Raw genomic sequence first — 18,379 nt, forward strand, 5'->3', positions numbered from 1 at the left:
CGTGGCCTACGCGCCAGTAGGGTCGCACTGGCCACTCGAGAAGGAGGTCACGATGGGTTTGGGAGACAAGATCCACAATGCCGCCGAGAAACTCCACGGCAGAAGCAAGGAAGCAGCCGGACGCACCACCGGTAACGAACGGCTTAGGGCTGAAGGCCGAGGGCACCATCTCCGCGCCGACCTCAAGCAGGCGGGCGAAAAGATCAAGGACGCCTTCAGGCGGCACTAGGTCCCAGCTTGAGACGTGAGGCCCCATTCAGCCGATCCTGGACGGGGTCTCATTGTGTGCCGGGACGGCGAACCTCGCCACAGGCGCGCCTCGCGACGGCGTTCCCCACCACATAAGTGCACCGGATCACCTTTCCACCCATCCGGCTCCACCATCGCTCCGAACTGCATGTGTCCCTGTCAGGGGAGAACCACCACCACTTGCACGAGGAGAATGCTTTCCGATGAACAAGACACTTCGCTTCATGGCAGTTCCCACGCTTGCCCTGGGTGCACTCGCCCTCTCCGGCGCTCCAGCCATGGCCCATGAAGCCCCGGCTCAAACCGGCACCACGCACTCCTACCAGGCCACGCTCGGCCAGCTCAACGGCAGCTCCGCGTCTGGCACCGTCACCGTCGACGTCACCGGCAACCAGGCCCACGCCGTGCTGAACGTCTCCGGCCTCGCCCCTACCTTCATGGACGCGCCATACCCGCACGTCCAGCACATCCACGTCGGCGCCGCGGGCCAGTGCCCCGGCCCGGCCGCGGATGCCAATGGCGACGGCGTCATCTCCACCACCGAAGGCGCACCGTCCTACGGCAAGATCGGCACCACGCTCTCCACCAAGGGCGACACCAGCCCGGCCGCAGGCCTGGACCTCAAGGTCGCCGGCCAGGGCGGCAGCTACACCATTGACCGCACCTTCGACCTGAACGCCGAAACCAAGGCTGCGCTCGATTCCGGCACCGCCGTGGTGGTAGTCCACGGCCTGGACCCCGCCACGCTGAGCGCGGCCGGCCAGGCAGCCAAGAGCGACCTCGTCCCGTCCCTGCCGCTCGCCGCGACGTCGCCGGCACTGTGCGGCACGCTGGCCATGGGCCAGATGAACATGCCGGTCGGAGGCGCTGACACCGGCGTCGCCCAGCAGACCGCCGGTACCGCAGCCGGTACCGACGCCGGGACCCTCGCCCTGGGCGGCGGCCTCGTTCTCGCCGCCGCGGCCGGCGGCACCTACGTGATCCGTCGCCGCAAGGCCGCACAGGCAGCCTAAGCCAGGACTGACCACGCCGGCATCAACACGGGCATGAGTGCCGGCTGCTGCGGAGCTCTACGTTTCCCGGCAACCGGCACTCTGCCCGTGCCACCGGCTCCTGCAGGTCCCCTTGCAGGACACATTGCGAAGGACAGGGCCACCATGAGCAAGACAAACAGAAACCGTAAGCACCTGCTGGGATCACTGGCGGTGGCGTCGCTGCTGCTGTCCGGATGCGCGGCGGCGGCCGGAGCACCCGGATCAGCATCCACGGCACCGGCCTCGGAGTCGCCGGCAGCGAAGCACTCCGGCGACCACTCCGCAGCCACGGCGCCCTCCACGGCACCCGCCACCGAGTCCCAGGACAGCCCGTCCGAGGCCGCCAAAATGGTCTGCGGGCCGGATACCCAGGACAACGTCTCCGAGATATTGCAGCTGAAGGCCGCACCGCACAGCGTCTCCACTTGGGCCGACACGACCTTTACCTGCACCTACCACCTCGCCGAAGGGCCCCTGGTGATCTCCGTCAAGGAATCAGCAGACCCGGCCTCCGCGCGGAAGTACTTCGACGCCCTGGCCGGCAAGATCGGCGGTACAGCACCCATCAAGGGCCTCGCCAACCTGGGTTTCCCCGCCTACCAGACGGACGGCGGTTCGGTCGTCTTCCTCAAGGACAACAACACCCTGTACGTCGACGCCACCAAGCTGCCGGCCGCCGTCGGCCCCCACGGCGCAACCCCCACCGCGTTCGCCTACCAGGTGTCCACCACCATCCTGGCGTGCTGGAAGGAACACCACTAAGCCATGGCACTCCCATCGATGCGGCCACACAAAGGCATCCCGCGCAGAGGCACCCTCCCGTCCGCCGCGGTCTCCCTCCTGGTCCTTTGCGGACTGGCCCTGGGCGGCTGCGGGGCAGCCGGTCAAGCGGCCGCCCCATCGGTAACCGGCGGACCGCAGACCGGAGCCGCAGCGTCGGGTGCCGCATCGCCGTCGGCCGTTCCGTCCAATAAGGCGCCGCAGATTAAAAGCCCGACGGCGGCAGCGGCCAAGGCGGCCAAGGTCCCCTCCCCTGCCCGGCCGGCTCCGGCACCCGTGGCGCTGAGTGTTCCGGCCATCGGCGTGCAGTCGCCGCTCGTGAAGCTGGCGCTCCGGGCCAACAAGTCGCTGGAGGTGCCGCCGGATGGCCCTGGCGCACCCGCGGGCTGGTACAGCGGCTCCCCCGCGCCGGGCGACACCGGTCCGGCCGTGTTCCTGGGCCACGTCAACTCGACAAGCGGCGGCCCCGGGGTCTTCGCGAACCTCCGCAGCCTGAAGCCCGGCGACGAGATCGCGGTGCGCCGGGCCGACCACAGCACGGTGGCCTTCACGGTTGCAAAAGCTGCCGCCTACAGCAAGAACAGCTTCCCCACACTGCAGGTGTACGGCAACACCAAGGGGCCCGAGGTGCGGCTCATCACCTGCGACGGGTACGACCCCGCAACCGGCCTGTTCAACGACAACTACGTGGTGTACGCCAAGCTCAAGGCCAAGTAGGCCGGCCAAACCAACCCGCTGCGCGGTTCCAATCGCTCAGACGGTCCCGACGGGCAGCTCCGACGCACGCGAATACTGCGACCAGCCGCCGACGAACAGCTTGCCCCGACCCATGCCGAGGTACTCCAGCACCAGCAGGTTGTGGCAGGCTGTCACCCCGGAGCCGCAATAGTTGACCGTGTCATGAGCAGAGCTAATCCCGGCCCGGCTGAAATTCTCCAGCAACTGGGACCGCGGGACCAGCCTTCCCGAAGGCCCCAGATTCTCCCGGCACGGCACGTTCACCGCACCGGGAATGTGCCCGGGACGGGGATCGACGGGGTCCTGCAGCCCAAGGTAGCGGTCACGGTTCCGGGCGTCGACGACTGTGGCTGCGGCTGAGGCTTCCGTGATGTCGGCCAGCAGTCCGGTCGGCCAGGGACGGGCGGTGAAGTCCCCGGGCACGGCTGCCGGAACCGCGGTCTCCAGCGCGCCGGCATAGGACGCCATGCCGCCGTCCAGGACAGCGGCATCGTGTCCGGTGACCCGCAGCATCCAAACCAGACGGGCAGCAATGACGCCGCCGGCATCGTCGTAGGCCACCACCATATCCGAGCCGTTGATACCGCTCTGCCGCATGCCTTCGGCGAAAACCTCCGGATCAGGCAGCGGATTGCGTCCGGATTCCTTCGTCGCCGGCGCGGAAAGCCAGCGGTCCAGGTCGACGAACACGGCGCCGGGGAGGTGGCCGCGGTTGTAGGCGTCCCGCCCGGACGATCCGTCCAGGTACCAGCGCGAGTCCGCGACGACGACCCGCCGTCCCTGGCCTGCGCACCATCGGAGGTCCACGAAGGGCTGAATATGTCTTGCTTCCGGCATGGCTCCAGCGTAATCCTCCGTCTCGGATTGCGAGATGACTATATCAACATGCGGACTCTGCGCGGCTGACGCATTCGCTGCCCGCGACGTCGAGGGGCCACGGCGGACCCTGCCCGTCCGGCCGGACGGGCGGGACCCCCAAATAGCCAACGGACAGAGCGGAACCGGCGTACGCTGGTGGATATATGAGTGCCCCAGCCAAGCCGTGTGACCATGCGTGAACTAAGAAAAATTTCGGTCCTGGGAGTCTCCCTCCTGCTCGCCTTGGCGTCGTGCGCCCCGCCGCCGTCGCCTCCACCCGGCAAGCAGGCGAGCCGGGCCGCCGGCACCCACGTTGCGGCTCCCGCCCACATCACCACCGCTGCGCCGGCGGCGCCGGCACCCCGTGCGCTGGCAGCGGCGGCGCTGACCCCGGCGCAGCAGCTGGCCAGGCTCACCCTGGCGCAGCGTGTGGGCCAGCTCTTCATGATTGCTTCTGCGGCCACCGGCGCCGACATCAACACCATGTCCGATATCACCAAATACCACGTAGGCAGTGTGTACCTGGCGGGGCGCAGCCGCGCTGGCACCGGTGCCACGGCCGCCGTCGTCCGCCGGATGACGGCAACCGTATCGACGGCCACCACCGGGGGCATCCGACTCGCTGTGGCGACCGACCAGGAAGGCGGCTTCGTGCAAGTCCTCAGCGGCCCGGGCTTCTCAGTGATTCCGACGGCGGTGGCCCAGGGCAGGCAGGCGCCGGCGGTGCTGCAGGCCAATGCGCGCGTCTGGGGGAACCAACTGCGCGCCGCCGGGCTTAGCCTGAATCTGGCGCCGGTTCTGGACACCGTCCCGAATGCGCAGTTCGCTCCGCACAACGCGCCCATCGGCTTCTTCGGCCGCGAATACGGGTTCACGCCGCAGACAGTCTCCAGCCACGGCTGGGCGTTTGCCGCCGGCATGCGCCAGGCTGGCGTCGCGCCTGTGGTCAAGCATTTCCCTGGCCTTGGCCGCGTCACCCTCAACACGGACGTCAGCCGCAACGTCCATGACACCGTCACCACGCGCACCGACCCCTACCTGCTGCCGTTCCGGACGGCCATCCAGGCGGGAGCGCGCTGGGTCATGGTGTCCAGCGCCTACTACAACCGCATCGACGCCGGCCACATCGCCCCGCTCTCGCCGGTGATCATGCGCACCATGCTGCGGGGGGACCTGCACTTCACCGGGGTCATCCTGTCCGATGACCTTTGCAATGCCGCGCAGCTGGCTCCGTGGGCAAAGGGCGCCCGGGCCACCGGCTTCATCCACGCCGGCGGAACCATGCTGCTGTGCGCAAACCCGCGGGACATTCCGGTCATGACCGCCGCCGTGCTGCAGCTCGCGCAGCACAACCCCGCCTTCGCGGCCGAGGTCAATGCCGCGGCCCTGAAAGTGCTGACGGTGAAGGCCGGGCACTAGGGGCGCCCCTCAGGAGGCCGGTGACGCGCTGGTTGCGGGCCTCGGAAACGATGCGGGCCAGCTCCTTGGAAAGAACGGAACTGGCAGCCTCTGAACTTGGCCAGTGACCGATCTGCAACCGACGTTCCAGTGCACGGGCGCAGTCCTCCATCTGCAGGGCCCCAACCATTGCGGATGTGACTTTGAGGCTCACTACGGCGTCCAACGTCCTTTCCAAGTCCTCGGCCGCGACACCCGCAACGATGTTGGCCGAGCGTGCCGGCAACAAATCCAAGTACTCGCTAAAGAATCTGTCCGCCACGCTCTGTCCGGCCTGCTCCGCAAGAATGCGTAGAGCAACGTCGTCAAGAACGGGCGGCCGTTGTCCTGCCCTTGTCCCCGCCGCCTGCTGACCTGTCCTCATGTGGGACTACGGGTCAGGCGCTGCCAGAGAACAGCCCCGGGACGGCTGCGCTGTTGAGAGATGTTCACACTCATTCCGATCCGTCATAGGCACCACGACGCCGCTGTACGGCGCACCGCTAAGTGTTCTCCAGAAGCCTCAAAGTCTATGCAGCCTATCCCCAAGATCGGCCCAGCTTTCCCCAAGTTACGGCCGGACCCGCACTGGCGCCTTCCCGGGACGACTCGTGGCTTTGTCTTGGTAGGGTTTCGTCAAGGGGGCAATACTGGGGCGGCCCTAAGGAGAATTTTGATGGCGGATAGCCGGACTGCTGTTGTGGTTGAAGACGACGCGGACGTCGGCGGTCTTATTCATGCAATCCTGGAAACGGCCGGTGTCACCGCCCGACTCGCAGAAACAGGCACCGCAGGTGTTGACGCCGTACGCATGCACTCCCCCGACATCGTGATCCTGGACTTCGGGCTGCCCGACATCACAGGCCTGGAAGTCATCCGCCGAATCAGGAGCTTCAGCCACGTCTACATCCTCATGCTCACGGGACACGAAGAGATGATGGACGCCCTGGTCTCGGCAGGAGCCAACGCCGTCATGTCTAAACCGTTCCGCGCACGTGCACTGAGAGCCCAAATCGACGAGGCGCTCGGGCTGCAACTCCCTCAACCTTAGGCGCCGCGGTGCTGGAGGTTGCCAGACAGAATGCATGTTCGCGGCTCTCAGCGGACTCTTCGCTCAGCGGACTCTTCGCTCAGCGGACCAGGCCGGAAACAAGATTGATGGTGGTGGCCAGAACGATGGCTCCCAGCAGGTACGAGAGCAGGGCGTGGCGCAGCACGGTGCCGCGGATGGCGTCGGATTTCAGGTCGGTGTCCGAGACCTGGAAACACATGCCGACGGTGAAGGACAGGTAAGCGAAGTCCAGGTACCGCGGCGGCCTGTCCTCGTTGAAGTCCACCCCGGCCTTGTCCCGGTAGTAAATCGAGGCGTAGCGCAAGGCAAAGAGCGTATGCACCAGGAACCAGGACAGCGCCACGCTTCCCAGCGCCAAACCGATGATGGCTGCCTTCCCTCCGCCTTCACTGGTGGAGGCGTCCAGCAGGATGAGGGCCACCCCGCCGAAGCTGGCTATCGTAGCGGCGAGCACCAGGGCATCCGAGGCGGCCCTGCCGGGATCGTCGCGCCGGGCATGCGCCGCCGTGGCTCCGGCCTCCAGTCCCCCGATGATGGTCCAGACCCAGATGAGATACGTGGCACATGCGGCCGCCCAGCCCAGCGCAGGTGCGTACGACCACGATTTCAGGAGCCCGACCGCAACGGCCGCGCCGATACCCACCACGGCCATCACCAGAAGGCGGAGCCGGGAATGATGGGCCGGCCTGTCGAATTCCGTGGCCCGGTGCCCTGCCCTGTCCGTTGTGCTCATGGTCTGATCATTCCAGTTCCACGGCGGGAAGCCGGGCGGCTGGCTGGCCGTGGCCGCTGAGATGTTGGCGGTTGAGGGCGTCCAGCTCGTCATCCGTGAGGTCGTCGAAAGTCCGGGCCTCGTGGCGGTCACTGCGGGCGAACCGGACGAACATCAGGATGATCAGCGGCAGATCGACGATTTCGGCGAGGAACCACAGCAGGTCTCCGGCCATCTGCTGGTCCCGGAGAGGACCCGGCTGCCAGCTGGGGTGTCCGGCCGCGATCCGCCCGGCCCCGTCCAGGATCCCGGGGCTCAGCCGCATCAGGATTCCGGGCACGGCATCGGCAAGGAGCTCGATAAAGACGTAGATGAACTCGACAATGATCAGCGAGTTGACGGCCTTGGCTGATCCGTCCTCGATGATGGGCACCGCCATCAGCATCCCGAGCAGCGGCACGAATACGGTCAGGACCACGTCCCACACCGGGCTGGTCCGCAGCGGAAAGAAGAGCGGGGTGAGGAAAAGGCTGAACATGCCCAGCCCCAGCAGCGCAGCAACCACTGTGTTGCTCAGGGAGCGCACCACGCCGTGGTTCAGGATTCCCTCGAGGCGGGAAGCGCCGGCAGCGCCCAGGGAGTTCCGGGCCAGGGTGAGCGGCTTTCCCGCCGCCACGAGCAACGGGACGACGAAGAGGTACGAGGTGACCTTCAGCGTGAAGACCCAGCGGAGATCGTGGCTGTAGACGCCCGTAAAGCCGAAGCTGAGCACGGCGAAGCTGCCCAGGCCCAGAACGTAAAACGTCGCCGTCCGCCACCACGGCCAGGTGATGCCGCGGTTTCCGGCCGCCCGGACGCCGCGGGCGTAGAAAGCAGCGGCCAGAAGCAGCAGCGCAAGGGCCGGCCAGTTAAGCGTCCACGACGTCCAGACGACATCCCACGGTGGCATGGTCAGTCCCTTCGTGCCGGGCTCTGCAGACGGCTGCCGGCGGCAACCTCCCCTGCCGCTGTTCCTGCGGGCCGCCGGCGTCGGGCAGTGCTGAAGCCGACCACGACGGCGATCAGCAGCGCCAGGCCCAGGCTCACCGGACCTGTCCCCCAGCCGAGCCCGCCACGGGCCGTGGACACCGCGGACCAATCGGCGAAGGATGCCCCGAGCGGCCGGGTGAGGATGTACGCGGACCAAAACGCAGGGATAGCGGGGAGCAGCGTGCGCCAATATGCAATGGCCGGCGCTGCGATGGCCAGGGCAAACATGGCACCGGATGCCAGGTAGCCCAGATTGAGGCTGTAGGCGGTCATGTCGCCGGCTGCCGTGCCGAGGGCGAACGTCGTCAGAACCGCCGTCCAATAAAAGGTTTCGCGGCGCCGCGTGAAGATGCTGTGGATCGACAAGGTCCCCTCGCTGCGATGCCAGAGGAAGAAGCAGGCTGCCAGGGCGGCCAGGAAGAACGCCGTAGTCGCCAGATAGGGGATGCCGAGCACCACGTGCACCGCGTCGGCGGACATGGTTCCGAAGACGCTGACCATCACCACGGCCAGCCAGTAGACCCAGGGAATGTAGCGGCCGACCCGGAACTGGAGGATCAGCGACGCGGCCAGGCCGGCACCGCCGAGGGCAAGCGCCACTTCCGGGGCAAGGGAATGGAGCATAAAGTCCGAGGTGGTCTCGCCCATCCCGGTGGTGAGCACTTTTGCTGCCCAGAACCAGGCCGTGATTTCCGGGACTTTGGACGCGATTCCGCGGACGGACTCCGGGGCACCGCCCGGAGGCTGAACGTCCAGAACTCCGGCTGCGGCGCCGTCGGCTGATGAGCGGGATTCGTGCTGCGTCATGCGCGTCGTTCCTCCGCGGCCACGTCGGCGTCAGCGCCGCCGTCGGCGTTCCTGCCCCGGCGGTGCTTGAGGTATTCGATGCCCCACGGCACCACGGAGACCAGGACCATGACCACGGCGATGACGTCGATGTTCTTGGCAACGATCTCAAAGTGTCCCAGCCAGGTGCCCAGCAGCGTCACGGACGTGGCCCATGCCAGGGCGCCCACGATGTTCCACAGCGAGAAGGACTTGTAGCCGTAGCGGGCGATCCCCGCGCTCAGCGGCGCATAGGTCCGCACGATCGGGACGAAGCGGGCCAGCACAATGGCCGGTCCGCCGTGGCGGCGGAAGAAGTCCTCGGTCTTGTCCAGATGGGAGGTCTTCAGGATTTTCGCATCGTCCTTGAACCACCGGCGGCCAAATTTCCGTCCGAGCATGTAGCCCACCTGGTCCCCGGCCACCGCCGCCGCCGTGATGACGCCGATCAGCACCGGCAGCGCCAGGTTCAGCTGCTGGTGAAGGAGTCCCGCCGTGAAGAGCAGGGAGTCACCGGGCAGGAACGGGAAAAGGACGCCGGATTCGATGAACACCATGAGTGCGATGACCGACAGTGTGGCCGGCCCCAGGCCCTGAAGCAGGGCGGCCGGGTCCAGCAGGGACGGGATCCCGGCAGACGACGCCACGGCAGGTGCCAGCGCTAAGGCATGAAGAGTATGCATGAAACCACTCTCGCCCGCGGTCTCAAAGAAAACCCTAAGAAAAACGGACGCCGGCCCGCCGTCGTGGACGGCGGGCTGGCGTTCCCGGTGCTGTGTGGACTATTCGGCCAGTTTTGCCACAGCCTGGGCCCACAGGAAGAACTTGTTGGTGCCCAGGTCTTTGATGGTCTTGATGCCGAGGGCCTCCTGGAGCTTCTGGGCGTCGGACTCGGACAGGCCCTGGAGTGCACCGACGGGTGCCTTGGCCAGTTCCTCGATGCTCTTGCTTTCGTATTCAGAATCGAACTTACTGCTGAGGCCAGCCACTGTGAAGCTCCTTTGCTCAAGTGAAGCCCGGTCGCATGCCGGGCGGGCGGTCCGCCCAAGGAACAGCAAAGCACGAGTAGGCGCCGGCGTCGAGACACCGGAGCGAAACGGGAAACGGCCGCCGCGTCAGCAGACGCAGCGGCCGTCTCAAAGTCCCAAGACTCTCCTGAGCGGGGGCGTCAGTTCCAGCCCGAGCCGGCAGCAGACCGCCCCAGGAAGCCGCCGCCCGCGCCGTTGCCCTTGTACAGCCAGAGTGCGCCGGCGGAATCCACGGCGAGGACGTCGTTCCTGGGGTCGCCGTTGAAGTCGCCGCGGGCGGCGATGGCCGTCATCGCGTTCCAGCCGATGCCGGCCTTCAGCCTTCCGGAGAAACCGCCGCGGCCGTTGCCCGTGTACAGCCACAGCGCACCGGCGGTGTCGCGGGCCAGCACGTCGGCCCTCCGGTCGCCGTTCATGTCACCGGGACCCACGACGGCGGTCATCGAGTTCCAGCCGGAGCCCACCTTGACGCGTGCGAGCCAGCCGCCCCGCCCGTTGCCCGGGTACAGCCAGAGCACGCCGGCAGTGTCGCGGGCCAGGACGTCCGATTTCGCATCACCGTTAATGTCGCCCGGACCGATGATGCTCGTGAAGGCGTTCCAGCCGGAGCCCACCTTCACCCGTGCGAGGAAGCCGCCCCGCCCGTTGCCGGGGAAGAGCCACAGCGCGCCGGAACTGTCGCGGGCCAGGACATCGGCCCTGCCGTCCCCGTTGAAGTCGCCGGGAGCGACAACGGCCGTCATGCCGTTCCAGCCCGTGCCGGACTTCACCCGTGCCAGCCAGCCGCCGCTGCCGTTGCCGGGGTAGAGCCACAGCGCCCCAGAGTTGTCCCGGGCCAGCACATCGGACTTCCGGTCACCGTTCAGATCGCCGGCGGCCACCACAACGTTGATGTGCAGAACCGCGCCGGCGGCGTCCACGAGGCCGGCCCCGCAGCCTGATGGGCAGCCGCCGGCAACTGGACGTGCTGTCCGCTTCAGGCGGGCCTCGACCGCGGCGGGCGTTGCGGTCGGCCCCATCTGCGCCATCAGCAGCGCGGCCACGCCGGCAACGTGCGGGGCGGCCGCGGACGTGCCCTCGGCAAAGTAGTAGGACGAGTCCGTCTGGGCGGTGGTCGCGCCGTCGTTGCGGATGGACAGGATGCCGCCTGAAACGCTGTCGTCCGGGTTCCCGCCGGGAGCCGGTGTCATGTCGCCGCCGGGGGCGGTGACGTCCACGTTGGGGCCGAAGTTTGAGTACGGGGCAAACGAACCGCTGGGACCGCTGGCGGCCACAGTGATGACGTTCTGGCAATTCGCGGGCTCCGAGGTCGCAGCGGACACACTCTCATTCCCGGCAGCAACCACCACAGCGGCACCCCGGCCGGTGGCGGTGTCAATGGCATCCTGCCAGGTCTGCGAACACGGTTCTGTGCCACCAAGGCTGAGGTTGATGACGCGCGCCGGGGTGGGATTAAGGGGCGCATCAGCCACGGGAGCTCCCGACGCCCAGATCACGGCGTCCGTGATGTCCGAGGTGAAGCCGCCACAGGGTCCCATGGCCCTGACCGGCAGGATTTTGGCCTTGGGAGCCACACCGGCGATGCCGTCGGCATTTCCGGTGACGGCACCAATGATGCCGGCCACAAAGGTGCCGTGCCAGGACGACTCGGTGGCGGCCGCATCGGCCGCGCAGAATCCGGGGTCGGTCCAGTCCCCTTCGTCGGTGGGGTCGGAGTCGCGGCCGTTGCCGTCGCGGGCTTCGTCCGGGTCGGTGATCATGTCGTAGCCCTGCAGCACATTGGCGTTGACGTCGTCGTGGCGGGTGATGCCGGTGTCCACCACGGCCACCACCTGGCCCGCGCCCTGGGTGACGTCCCAGGCCCGGGTCACCTTGATGCCGGCCGTTTGCTGGGACAGGTTCCACTGGAACGGGAAGTAGGGGTCGTTCGGGTCGGCGACCTTGGGGTGCATCAGGACGTCGGGCTCTGCATAGGCCACGGCGGGATCGGCACGCAGTGAGGCGAGGAGCTTTGCCGAATCGCCGGCGCCCAGTTTGTTGGCGGTCCGCAGCACGCGGGCGCCGCCGGACGTGGCGCGGAGGTCCTTCACGGTGGAGCCGAGTTTGACGGCGGCCCGCCCGTAGGTCTTTGCCCGCTCCGCGGGGACGGTAGCCGCCCCGTCCTTGAACTTCACAATGAACTGGTTGGTCGCCGCTGCTGCACCGGAGGAGGGCCGCGCAATCGAGGCTGCGGGCGGCACTGCCGGCAGCGGGGCCGGCACATCGTCCGCCGACGCCGGCGGCCCGATCAGCGCACCGGCGGCCAGCACCGCAACGCCGGCCGAGGCCAAGAGGGAGGAGAAATACGATCGGCGCGCGTGAGACATCGAGACCATTCCTGTTCGGCGCGTCAACCACAACTGGTCAGGGCGCGGAAGTTAGGATGCAACCCCCTAGCCGCATCCAAAATGAGTGTAGCTGTTGGGTAGGACTTTTTGTTGGGCCAGCCGAAACCTGACTGCCGGAAGAGAGCGACTTCCCCGAACCGCGTTGTTAAGGCTGCGGTTACCGGGGGTCCAGTCCCGCGTCTTCCCCCGGAGGCGGGAATGCCCCACACTGTGTGCAAGAGTCTTTTCCCCACTGGCCAAAGGCAGGTCATCCATGGTCCCTCTTATCTCCCTCGCGGCTCTCGTCGGGCCTCAGGAACACAAGCCCGATGCCCGTATTCCCCGGCCACTTGACGCCAGCGACTTGCCCGAACTAAAAGACCTTTATCTGCGCGCCTACGACCCGGAAAAGGAGCATTCAGATGGCTTTCATTCCGTCGACAGGATCGGCACAATTTTCGACGGCGCGCATGGCACCCCCATCCCCGAAGCCTCACTCCTGACGGTTGGCCCGGACGGCCGCATCACGGGGGCCATCATCATCACGGACCGGCACGTCGGAAGCTCCGGCCCGGGAACGGCTTTTATCGCCGAACTCTTCACCCACCCGGATCACCGCAGGCAGGGCCTCGCCGAAGACCTCCTGCGCCATGCCATGCACGTCCTGCACACCCTGGGACACAACATCCTTGCAGTCAGCGTCCACAGCGGTAACGCCGCTGCCATGGCCCTGTATCTTTCCCGGGACTTCCGCCGCCTGAACCAGCGGACCGGGGACGACTGACCAGTTTCTGCGGCGTCATCTGTCTTGGCGGCGTCACCTGTCTTTGCGGCGTCACCCGGCGGTGGCTGCTCCGAGTGTGACGTCGGCGGCCTGAGTCTGGCCTCCGCGCAGGAACGTGACCTTGACGGTGGTTCCGGCAGCCTGTTCCCGTGCGGCCGCCGTCAGCTCAGAGGCGTCAGTCACGGTCCGTCCGGCCAGTTCTGTGATCACATCACCGGCCTTCAGCCCGGCCTTGTCCGCCGCGGATCCTGCGGTTACGGCGGCCACTTCAGCCCCGGTCGTAAAGTCAGACGAGGTTCCGGAGGCCTTGTCCTGCACCGAAAGGCCCAGCTGGCCGTGCGTCGCGGCGCCTGTGGCGATGATTTCGTGGGCCACACGCTTGGCCACATTGATCGGGATCGAGAAACCGACGCCGATGTTGCCGGACTGGGCGGATGAGGAGGACGATCCGGCCGAGGCGATGGCCACGTTGACGCCGATGATCTCACCCTGCGTGTTGGTCAGGGCGCCGCCGGAATTTCCGGGGTTGATGGCCGCGTCAGTCTGGATGACGTTGATGCTGATGGAGCCCTGCCCCGACGTCGAGGAGTCGGTCTGCGAGGTGGCGGAGGAGTCCGTTTCAATCGTGCGGTTCACCGCCGAGACAATGCCGTCCGTCACCGTGCCGCTTAGTCCCAGCGGTGCCCCGATGGCGATGGCGGCGTCGCCGACCTTGACCGCGCCGGAGTCCCCCAGCGTCGCCGGAACCAGGCCCTGGGCGGTGATTTGAATGATGGCCAGATCCGAGAGCGGGTCCGTGCCCACGATTTTCGCCGTGTAAACCTTCCCGTCGCTGGTGCGGACTTCGATGGCTGCGTCCGCGGCCTGCCCGTCCAGGGTGACCACATGCGTGTTGGTCAGGATGTGGCCGTCCGTATCCAGAATGATGCCCGAGCCGGTGCCGCCGGAGCTGCCGGAACTTGCGCTGATGGTCACCACACTGGGCGAGGCCTTCTGGGCGGCAGCGGTCACCGCGTTGACGCTGGAGGTGTTGTTGACGATCACCGGCGTGATCTGGGCCTGCGCCGTGGTTGACCCCTGGGTTGGCGGGTTCAACAGAGCGGTAGTCCCGACGGCGGTACCTCCGCCCAGCAGACCTGCGGCCACCAGACAGGTGACGAAGACCGCAGGACCCACCCTTTTCCGTTCCCTCGGGCGGGTTGCCGTCATGCCTGCTGTGGTGGTCCCGGCCGCCCTCGACCCGGCCGCCCAGGCGGGGACTGTGCTCGCAGCCGCCGGGCCGGGAGCCGCTGGATTTGCCCCGGCGCCCTCGCCGGCGCCGCGCTCCATGTAGTCACCCTGCATGTAGTCACCCTGCATGTAGTCAACCTGCATGTAGTCAACCTGTGTGTCGTCATCCTGCGTGGGACGTTCATACTCGTTCATCGGTCATCCTGACTTCTCGAAGGCTATGACCTCATACTCGACGCCGGTCCTATCGACCGTCTGTCCGGCTCCTGTGACGAAGCTGTGAGCATTTCCCGGAAGACGGTCAACCTATTTGGGAGGCACGCCTAGACTCCTGTGATGGCCACTCTTACTGAGAGCGTTTTCCTCAACGGGACAGTTGGATCCGGAAAGACCACCACGGGCGAGGCCCTGCACCGGCTGCTCGTCGACGACGGAATCAGCAACGCCGTCATCGATCTGGATGGGCTGCGGCGGAGCTGGCCCGTGCCCGCAACTGATCGGTTTAACCATGAACTCGAGCTCCGGAACCTCCAGTCGCTGGCATTGAACTATCGCGAGGTTGGCGTTCGGCGGTTCATCCTTGCAGGGGTCGTTGAGCATTCTGCCGAGGTGGATCGCTACCGTACTGCCCTGGGCGGAGGAGACCTGACAGTGGTCCGGTTAGATCCGTCTCTCGAAACTATTCAGGACAGGCTCAGGAATCGGCACGAGCCCAACAGCCCGGAGCTGGCCTGGCACCTGGAACGCAGTGTGGAGCTGCATCGGATCCTGAATGAAGCCCGCCTGGACGCCCATGTGGTGGCAATCGGCAGCCAGAGCCCCCAAGAGGCTGCCCATGTCGTTCGCACGCTCGTTGGGTGGTAGCCTGCCAGGCAAAGCTGCCGGTTGTCGCATGGGAGAATCACTGCGTGGATACCGCCGAACCCGTGACCGTTGACTGGCCTTCACTTCTCTTGGCGCTTCTTATCGATTCGCTGCTCGTCTGGGCACCAGCGGCTTCGTTGTTCTTTCTTGCGCCCGGGCATCAGGTCCCTCTAGCCCTGGGCCTGGTGCTGACAGCCTTGGCAGCCAACTGTGCGCTCTATGCCGGTGGCACAACGATCGGCACATACCTTTGCGGCTTCCGGCTGAGGACGCGGCACCAGCAGCAGCCAGGGCTGAGCTATGGACTGATCCTCGCACTGCTTACCTTCGCGTCCGTGCCTGCGGTTGCGCTTTTGATCGCCGTCAGCTTGACTCCGGTTAACAGCGCTTCCGGTCCCTTGGGTCGGCCGGTTGGCTATCCCCTCGTCGGAGAACGAACCCACCGGCGGCGGGTCCTCCAGGCCGCCGACGACTACTGGGAACGCTGGTCGGATTAAAATGCAGTGGCCCGCGGACTTCAGCCGTACGTTCGCCCGGCGCGCCGCCTAGCCCCGCTGTGGCCTGCGGCCCGTCGACGGCGGACGGTCCGGAAGATCAGCAGCTCACCGACGCCGATAAGTCCGACGGCGGCCACGGTCATCCAGAGCTGGCGGTCGGCGTTGCCCAGGGCGTCGGCGGCGTAGCCGACAAAAGGCACCGCGTAGTAGAGCTTCCCCTTGACCTGGCGGGCCCGGACGGGCGTTGGGCTGCTGGCGCTGTTGTTGTCGCCTTTGGTGATCAGGGTTCGTTGGCCGTCCTGGGTGGCGCCGAATCCGACAATCCGCTGTGTCTCGACTTCAGGCCGTCCCGGACTGAGCTGAAAGGTGACGATGTCGCCGTATTTCAGCTCGCTGAACGCCGCCGGTTTCACCACCAGGAACGTTCCCGGGGAGTACTTCGGCGCCATGGAGTTGCTGGTCACAGTGTAGGTCTGGGAGCCGGTAGCCCATGGCACGAAGAACAGGGCAAGCACGGCGAAGCCCAGGACCATCAGCAGAATGCTGGCGAAGCTTCCGGGCCCGGTGGACGGGTCGCGACGAGTTTCGGAGGCCCAGGCGGACCGTCCTCCGCCGCGTCTACCGCCGGCGTCCATGCCAAACTGCGCCCGCATCCCTGGCCGTCCCTCTGGCAATGGGCTGCTCTTCATGACGGCGCCTCACGTTCTGTTCTGGCTGTTTACCTGCTGCACAGAACAATGCCGGGGCGCCCTCAGGACTGCATGCTGGAATCCGTCAAGGTTGCCTCAAGAATTTCTAAATACCCCCGCCCCGGCCGCGCCGGCCCAGAAAAGCGGACCCGGTATACCCCGCACCGAGGACAACCATGCTGCCCAGCCATCCGAGCGCCAGGAAGATCATCGTGGTCCGGTCCCTGTCCTCGTACGGAGCCAGCGACTGCCCTGCCACCACCACCCTTCCTGCCGATGACCGGGCCACAATGGCCATCCGCAGGCCTGGCTCCGGCTGCCACGTCACGGTGTCAACGCCGGAATCGCGTGCCGTCTGGAGCACGCCGGACGGCACCACCGGGAGGGATCCGTGAAGGGTCGCAGTCCCCGACTCGGGTTTGTCGTCGGACCCGTACACGACGACGAACAGTCCGCTTTCGGGGGTCAGCTCCACCCTCGGCCCTGGTTCAGTTCCGGCAGGAAGCTGCACCAAGGCCGCGGCGGCAGCCGCGGGAGCATCATTAGCCGACCGGCGGCCTACCTGCTGAAACGCGCCGTAGACGCTGCCGAAGATCAGCGTGACCACCACGGCCGCCGCCATCCATCCGAGAATTCTTCCCATCGGCTCAACCAACCACGTCAGCGCCGGGCATTGAAGACGTCGGGCCCGAAGCTGTTGACCCCTACGCCGCGGGCAATACCAAGACGGGGCAGCGAGAAGATGTCCTCGATGGTGGCCAGCAGGCTGTAGTGGTTGTAGAAGCGGTTAGAGGTGGTGCCGCCCCGGACGAAGGGTGAGAGCACCAGGGCACCCACGCGCCCGCCGGCCGTCCCGCCTGGTCTCCCCGGAGGGCCCACGGATCGCCCTTCGGCTTCGTCGAAGGTGATGATCAGGACCCCGTCGCGCTGGAACGCCGGGGAACGCAGGATGGGCGGCACCTGCCGCAGGAGCCAGGCGTTTGCGGTCACCAGACCGCCGGGTCGCCCGTCCACGCACGGGCTGTCGTGGCCGTCGTGGCACAGGTTGGGGGTGATGTAGGAAAGGTTGGGCGTCGTCGCGGCCGACCTCAGATCGCCGGCGAGCGCCCTGAAATCAACTACCCGCCGCCTGCAGTCCGGTGAGGACGTGATCGCCTCGAAGTACACGAAGGGGTTGTGCCGCGTCGCGTACTGGTCACCGCGCCTGGCACTCCGGCTCCCGTCGCTGGCGCCGGGCTGCGGATGCCGGCACGGAATGCGCATGTCCTCCATGTATCCCTTCCAGCTCTTCCTGGCCGCGGTCAGCTGCCCGGCAACTGTGGGAACGGACCTCGGGTAGAGGCAGCCGTTGCCACTGAAGACGCCGCGGTACGGAGGACCGGACGGCCTGAACCGCGAATAGGTCCCGCAGTCGGAACGGGTCATGGCGTTCGGTGGCTGCCCGGAAATCTGCGCCAGATAGTTAGGTTGGGAATTGTGCGCAATCGCGTAGTACTGCGACAGCAGGACACCGCGGGCGCGCAGAAATTTGGACAGATAAGGGGCTTTCGACGCCGGACCCCAGACCGTGCCATAGCCCCTGTTCTCAAGGTTGATCACAAAGACGTGGCCGGGCCTCGCGGCCCGGAGCACCGCAGATGCATCCGGCGCCGCCGCGGCGGCCGGTACCGGGACGGGCGCCGCAGTCGGCGCCGGCATCGACACTGCAGCTGGGACGCGCACCACCGTCGGGGCTGGGACCGCCGTCGAGGTTGGGACCGTCGTTGCAGCGGCGCTGACGGGAAGTGGCACATTTCGCGGGGACGGCGCCGGCTGGCTGGCCGCCCCCGACATGATGATGGCAACGGCAAGGGCCAGCCACTGTGCACCCCGCTGGGGACCTCTGCCCGGCCTCCGCCTGACCTTCCAGCCCATCGTGTCCTTCTCTCATGGACCTGCCCGGCAGCCGTCGGCAAACAACGCATCGGGAATCTTCGGAGTTCAGAGGCCCCGACGGCTGGCACCAGCATAGGCCTCCCCGAGCGTTGTTCCCAGCGTTCGCGTTGACTCATCGAAGATGCCCGCGTAGCGGTATTCGAAGAATCATTTGAGAATGCCCGCGTAGCGGCGTGTCCGCCGGGGTGGTGTCTGCCGCGTCGGCATTGTGAGCCATGGAGCTTTCGATGAGTGAACGCAGGGCTATCACGA

21 protein-coding genes are annotated in these 18,379 nt (G+C 66.7%); 9 read left to right on the forward strand and 12 right to left on the reverse strand.

Annotated features, from left to right (window positions below):
- Positions 1-52 precede the first annotated feature (52 nt).
- From AC1DDG_RS16605 to AC1DDG_RS16620, 4 genes are all read left to right on the forward strand, one after another.
- On the forward strand, positions 53-229 hold the full coding sequence (locus tag AC1DDG_RS16605; protein WP_476876891.1) for a CsbD family protein: 177 nt from the start codon (positions 53-55) through the stop codon (positions 227-229).
- Between the two features lie 223 nt (positions 230-452).
- The gene (locus AC1DDG_RS16610; protein WP_476876892.1) at positions 453-1,262 is read left to right on the forward strand and encodes a hypothetical protein; all 810 of its coding nucleotides are present in this window, start codon (positions 453-455) and stop codon (positions 1,260-1,262) included.
- 144 nt (positions 1,263-1,406) lie between these two features.
- Complete coding sequence (locus AC1DDG_RS16615) at positions 1,407-2,045, forward strand: hypothetical protein (protein ID WP_476876893.1); 639 nt, start codon at positions 1,407-1,409, stop codon at positions 2,043-2,045.
- A 3-nt stretch (positions 2,046-2,048) separates the two neighbouring features.
- On the forward strand, positions 2,049-2,780 hold the full coding sequence (locus tag AC1DDG_RS16620) for a sortase domain-containing protein (protein ID WP_476876894.1): 732 nt from the start codon (positions 2,049-2,051) through the stop codon (positions 2,778-2,780).
- A gap of 36 nt (positions 2,781-2,816) precedes the next feature.
- Here AC1DDG_RS16620 and AC1DDG_RS16625 read toward each other — a convergent pair whose 3' ends face one another.
- Positions 2,817-3,638 carry a sulfurtransferase gene (locus AC1DDG_RS16625; RefSeq protein WP_476876895.1) on the reverse strand — a complete coding sequence of 274 codons (822 nt, stop codon included), beginning with the start codon at positions 3,636-3,638 and terminating at the stop codon, positions 2,817-2,819.
- Positions 3,639-3,851: 213 nt separating this feature from the next.
- Between AC1DDG_RS16625 and AC1DDG_RS16630 the strand changes: the two genes are divergently transcribed.
- Complete coding sequence (locus AC1DDG_RS16630) at positions 3,852-5,078, forward strand: glycoside hydrolase family 3 N-terminal domain-containing protein (protein WP_476876896.1); 1,227 nt, start codon at positions 3,852-3,854, stop codon at positions 5,076-5,078.
- Here the strand turns inward: AC1DDG_RS16630 and AC1DDG_RS16635 are convergent.
- Complete coding sequence (locus tag AC1DDG_RS16635; RefSeq protein WP_476876897.1) at positions 5,032-5,481, reverse strand: Hpt domain-containing protein; 450 nt, start codon at positions 5,479-5,481, stop codon at positions 5,032-5,034. The two genes, AC1DDG_RS16630 and AC1DDG_RS16635, sit on opposite strands and share 47 nt — an antisense overlap.
- A gap of 291 nt (positions 5,482-5,772) precedes the next feature.
- On the opposite strand from AC1DDG_RS16635, the gene AC1DDG_RS16640 reads away from it, so the two are divergent.
- Positions 5,773-6,147, forward strand: a complete 375-nt coding sequence (locus tag AC1DDG_RS16640; RefSeq protein ID WP_476876898.1) for a response regulator transcription factor — start codon at positions 5,773-5,775, stop codon at positions 6,145-6,147.
- Between the two features lie 79 nt (positions 6,148-6,226).
- Here AC1DDG_RS16640 and AC1DDG_RS16645 read toward each other — a convergent pair whose 3' ends face one another.
- The 6 genes from AC1DDG_RS16645 to AC1DDG_RS16670 form a co-directional block, all read right to left on the reverse strand.
- Positions 6,227-6,901, reverse strand: a complete 675-nt coding sequence (locus AC1DDG_RS16645; RefSeq protein ID WP_476876899.1) for a DUF1345 domain-containing protein — start codon at positions 6,899-6,901, stop codon at positions 6,227-6,229.
- 7 nt (positions 6,902-6,908) lie between these two features.
- On the reverse strand, positions 6,909-7,829 hold the full coding sequence (locus AC1DDG_RS16650) for a cytochrome c oxidase assembly protein (RefSeq protein ID WP_476876900.1): 921 nt from the start codon (positions 7,827-7,829) through the stop codon (positions 6,909-6,911).
- 2 nt (positions 7,830-7,831) lie between these two features.
- Positions 7,832-8,716: a COG4705 family protein gene (locus AC1DDG_RS16655; RefSeq protein WP_476876901.1), complete on the reverse strand. Its 885-nt coding sequence runs from the start codon at positions 8,714-8,716 to the stop codon at positions 7,832-7,834.
- Positions 8,713-9,417 carry a DedA family protein gene (locus AC1DDG_RS16660; RefSeq protein ID WP_476876902.1) on the reverse strand — a complete coding sequence of 235 codons (705 nt, stop codon included), beginning with the start codon at positions 9,415-9,417 and terminating at the stop codon, positions 8,713-8,715. Before AC1DDG_RS16660 ends, AC1DDG_RS16655 begins: the two co-directional genes overlap by 4 nt.
- Positions 9,418-9,516: 99 nt before the next feature.
- The gene (locus AC1DDG_RS16665; protein ID WP_230118937.1) at positions 9,517-9,723 is read right to left on the reverse strand and encodes a hypothetical protein; all 207 of its coding nucleotides are present in this window, start codon (positions 9,721-9,723) and stop codon (positions 9,517-9,519) included.
- A 179-nt stretch (positions 9,724-9,902) separates the two neighbouring features.
- A complete protein-coding gene (locus tag AC1DDG_RS16670; RefSeq protein ID WP_476876903.1) occupies positions 9,903-12,128 on the reverse strand; it encodes a S8 family serine peptidase in 2,226 nt (741 codons plus the stop codon).
- A gap of 274 nt (positions 12,129-12,402) precedes the next feature.
- On the opposite strand from AC1DDG_RS16670, the gene AC1DDG_RS16675 reads away from it, so the two are divergent.
- On the forward strand, positions 12,403-12,912 hold the full coding sequence (locus AC1DDG_RS16675) for a GNAT family N-acetyltransferase (protein ID WP_476876904.1): 510 nt from the start codon (positions 12,403-12,405) through the stop codon (positions 12,910-12,912).
- A gap of 51 nt (positions 12,913-12,963) precedes the next feature.
- Here AC1DDG_RS16675 and AC1DDG_RS16680 read toward each other — a convergent pair whose 3' ends face one another.
- A complete protein-coding gene (locus AC1DDG_RS16680; protein ID WP_476876905.1) occupies positions 12,964-14,337 on the reverse strand; it encodes a S1C family serine protease in 1,374 nt (457 codons plus the stop codon).
- 141 nt (positions 14,338-14,478) lie between these two features.
- On the opposite strand from AC1DDG_RS16680, the gene AC1DDG_RS16685 reads away from it, so the two are divergent.
- Together AC1DDG_RS16685 and AC1DDG_RS16690 are read left to right on the forward strand one after the other, a co-directional pair.
- Positions 14,479-15,006 (forward strand): AAA family ATPase, encoded by a 528-nt coding sequence (locus AC1DDG_RS16685; protein ID WP_476876906.1) that lies wholly within the window; start codon positions 14,479-14,481, stop codon positions 15,004-15,006.
- Positions 15,007-15,050: 44 nt separating this feature from the next.
- A complete protein-coding gene (locus AC1DDG_RS16690) occupies positions 15,051-15,503 on the forward strand; it encodes a hypothetical protein (RefSeq protein WP_476876907.1) in 453 nt (150 codons plus the stop codon).
- Between the two features lie 20 nt (positions 15,504-15,523).
- Here AC1DDG_RS16690 and AC1DDG_RS16695 read toward each other — a convergent pair whose 3' ends face one another.
- From AC1DDG_RS16695 to AC1DDG_RS16705, 3 genes are all read right to left on the reverse strand, one after another.
- A complete protein-coding gene (locus AC1DDG_RS16695; RefSeq protein ID WP_476876908.1) occupies positions 15,524-16,156 on the reverse strand; it encodes a signal peptidase I in 633 nt (210 codons plus the stop codon).
- Positions 16,157-16,298: 142 nt separating this feature from the next.
- A complete protein-coding gene (locus AC1DDG_RS16700) occupies positions 16,299-16,835 on the reverse strand; it encodes a hypothetical protein (RefSeq protein WP_476876909.1) in 537 nt (178 codons plus the stop codon).
- A 17-nt stretch (positions 16,836-16,852) separates the two neighbouring features.
- Positions 16,853-17,890 carry an alkaline phosphatase family protein gene (locus AC1DDG_RS16705; protein ID WP_476876910.1) on the reverse strand — a complete coding sequence of 346 codons (1,038 nt, stop codon included), beginning with the start codon at positions 17,888-17,890 and terminating at the stop codon, positions 16,853-16,855.
- Between the last annotated feature and the right edge of the window lie 489 nt (positions 17,891-18,379).

The organism is Arthrobacter sp. 10L430 (genome assembly GCF_056395245.1).

Coding starts and splice junctions, on each gene's coding strand:
- AC1DDG_RS16605 (WP_476876891.1), top strand. CDS start 53: ATGGGTTTGGGAGACAAGATCCACAATGCCGCCGAGAAACTCCACGGC.
- AC1DDG_RS16635 (WP_476876897.1), bottom strand. CDS start 5,481: ATGAGGACAGGTCAGCAGGCGGCGGGGACAAGGGCAGGACAACGGCCG.
- AC1DDG_RS16685 (WP_476876906.1), top strand. CDS start 14,479: ATGGCCACTCTTACTGAGAGCGTTTTCCTCAACGGGACAGTTGGATCC.
- AC1DDG_RS16705 (WP_476876910.1), bottom strand. CDS start 17,890: ATGCCGGCGCCGACTGCGGCGCCCGTCCCGGTACCGGCCGCCGCGGCG.
- AC1DDG_RS16660 (WP_476876902.1), bottom strand. CDS start 9,417: ATGCATACTCTTCATGCCTTAGCGCTGGCACCTGCCGTGGCGTCGTCT.
- AC1DDG_RS16670 (WP_476876903.1), bottom strand. CDS start 12,128: ATGTCTCACGCGCGCCGATCGTATTTCTCCTCCCTCTTGGCCTCGGCC.
- AC1DDG_RS16695 (WP_476876908.1), bottom strand. CDS start 16,156: ATGCGGGCGCAGTTTGGCATGGACGCCGGCGGTAGACGCGGCGGAGGA.
- AC1DDG_RS16625 (WP_476876895.1), bottom strand. CDS start 3,638: ATGCCGGAAGCAAGACATATTCAGCCCTTCGTGGACCTCCGATGGTGC.
- AC1DDG_RS16620 (WP_476876894.1), top strand. CDS start 2,049: ATGGCACTCCCATCGATGCGGCCACACAAAGGCATCCCGCGCAGAGGC.
- AC1DDG_RS16680 (WP_476876905.1), bottom strand. CDS start 14,337: ATGAACGAGTATGAACGTCCCACGCAGGATGACGACACACAGGTTGAC.
- AC1DDG_RS16700 (WP_476876909.1), bottom strand. CDS start 16,835: ATGGGAAGAATTCTCGGATGGATGGCGGCGGCCGTGGTGGTCACGCTG.
- AC1DDG_RS16640 (WP_476876898.1), top strand. CDS start 5,773: ATGGCGGATAGCCGGACTGCTGTTGTGGTTGAAGACGACGCGGACGTC.
- AC1DDG_RS16655 (WP_476876901.1), bottom strand. CDS start 8,716: ATGACGCAGCACGAATCCCGCTCATCAGCCGACGGCGCCGCAGCCGGA.
- AC1DDG_RS16615 (WP_476876893.1), top strand. CDS start 1,407: ATGAGCAAGACAAACAGAAACCGTAAGCACCTGCTGGGATCACTGGCG.
- AC1DDG_RS16650 (WP_476876900.1), bottom strand. CDS start 7,829: ATGCCACCGTGGGATGTCGTCTGGACGTCGTGGACGCTTAACTGGCCG.
- AC1DDG_RS16630 (WP_476876896.1), top strand. CDS start 3,852: ATGCGTGAACTAAGAAAAATTTCGGTCCTGGGAGTCTCCCTCCTGCTC.
- AC1DDG_RS16610 (WP_476876892.1), top strand. CDS start 453: ATGAACAAGACACTTCGCTTCATGGCAGTTCCCACGCTTGCCCTGGGT.
- AC1DDG_RS16675 (WP_476876904.1), top strand. CDS start 12,403: ATGGTCCCTCTTATCTCCCTCGCGGCTCTCGTCGGGCCTCAGGAACAC.
- AC1DDG_RS16645 (WP_476876899.1), bottom strand. CDS start 6,901: ATGAGCACAACGGACAGGGCAGGGCACCGGGCCACGGAATTCGACAGG.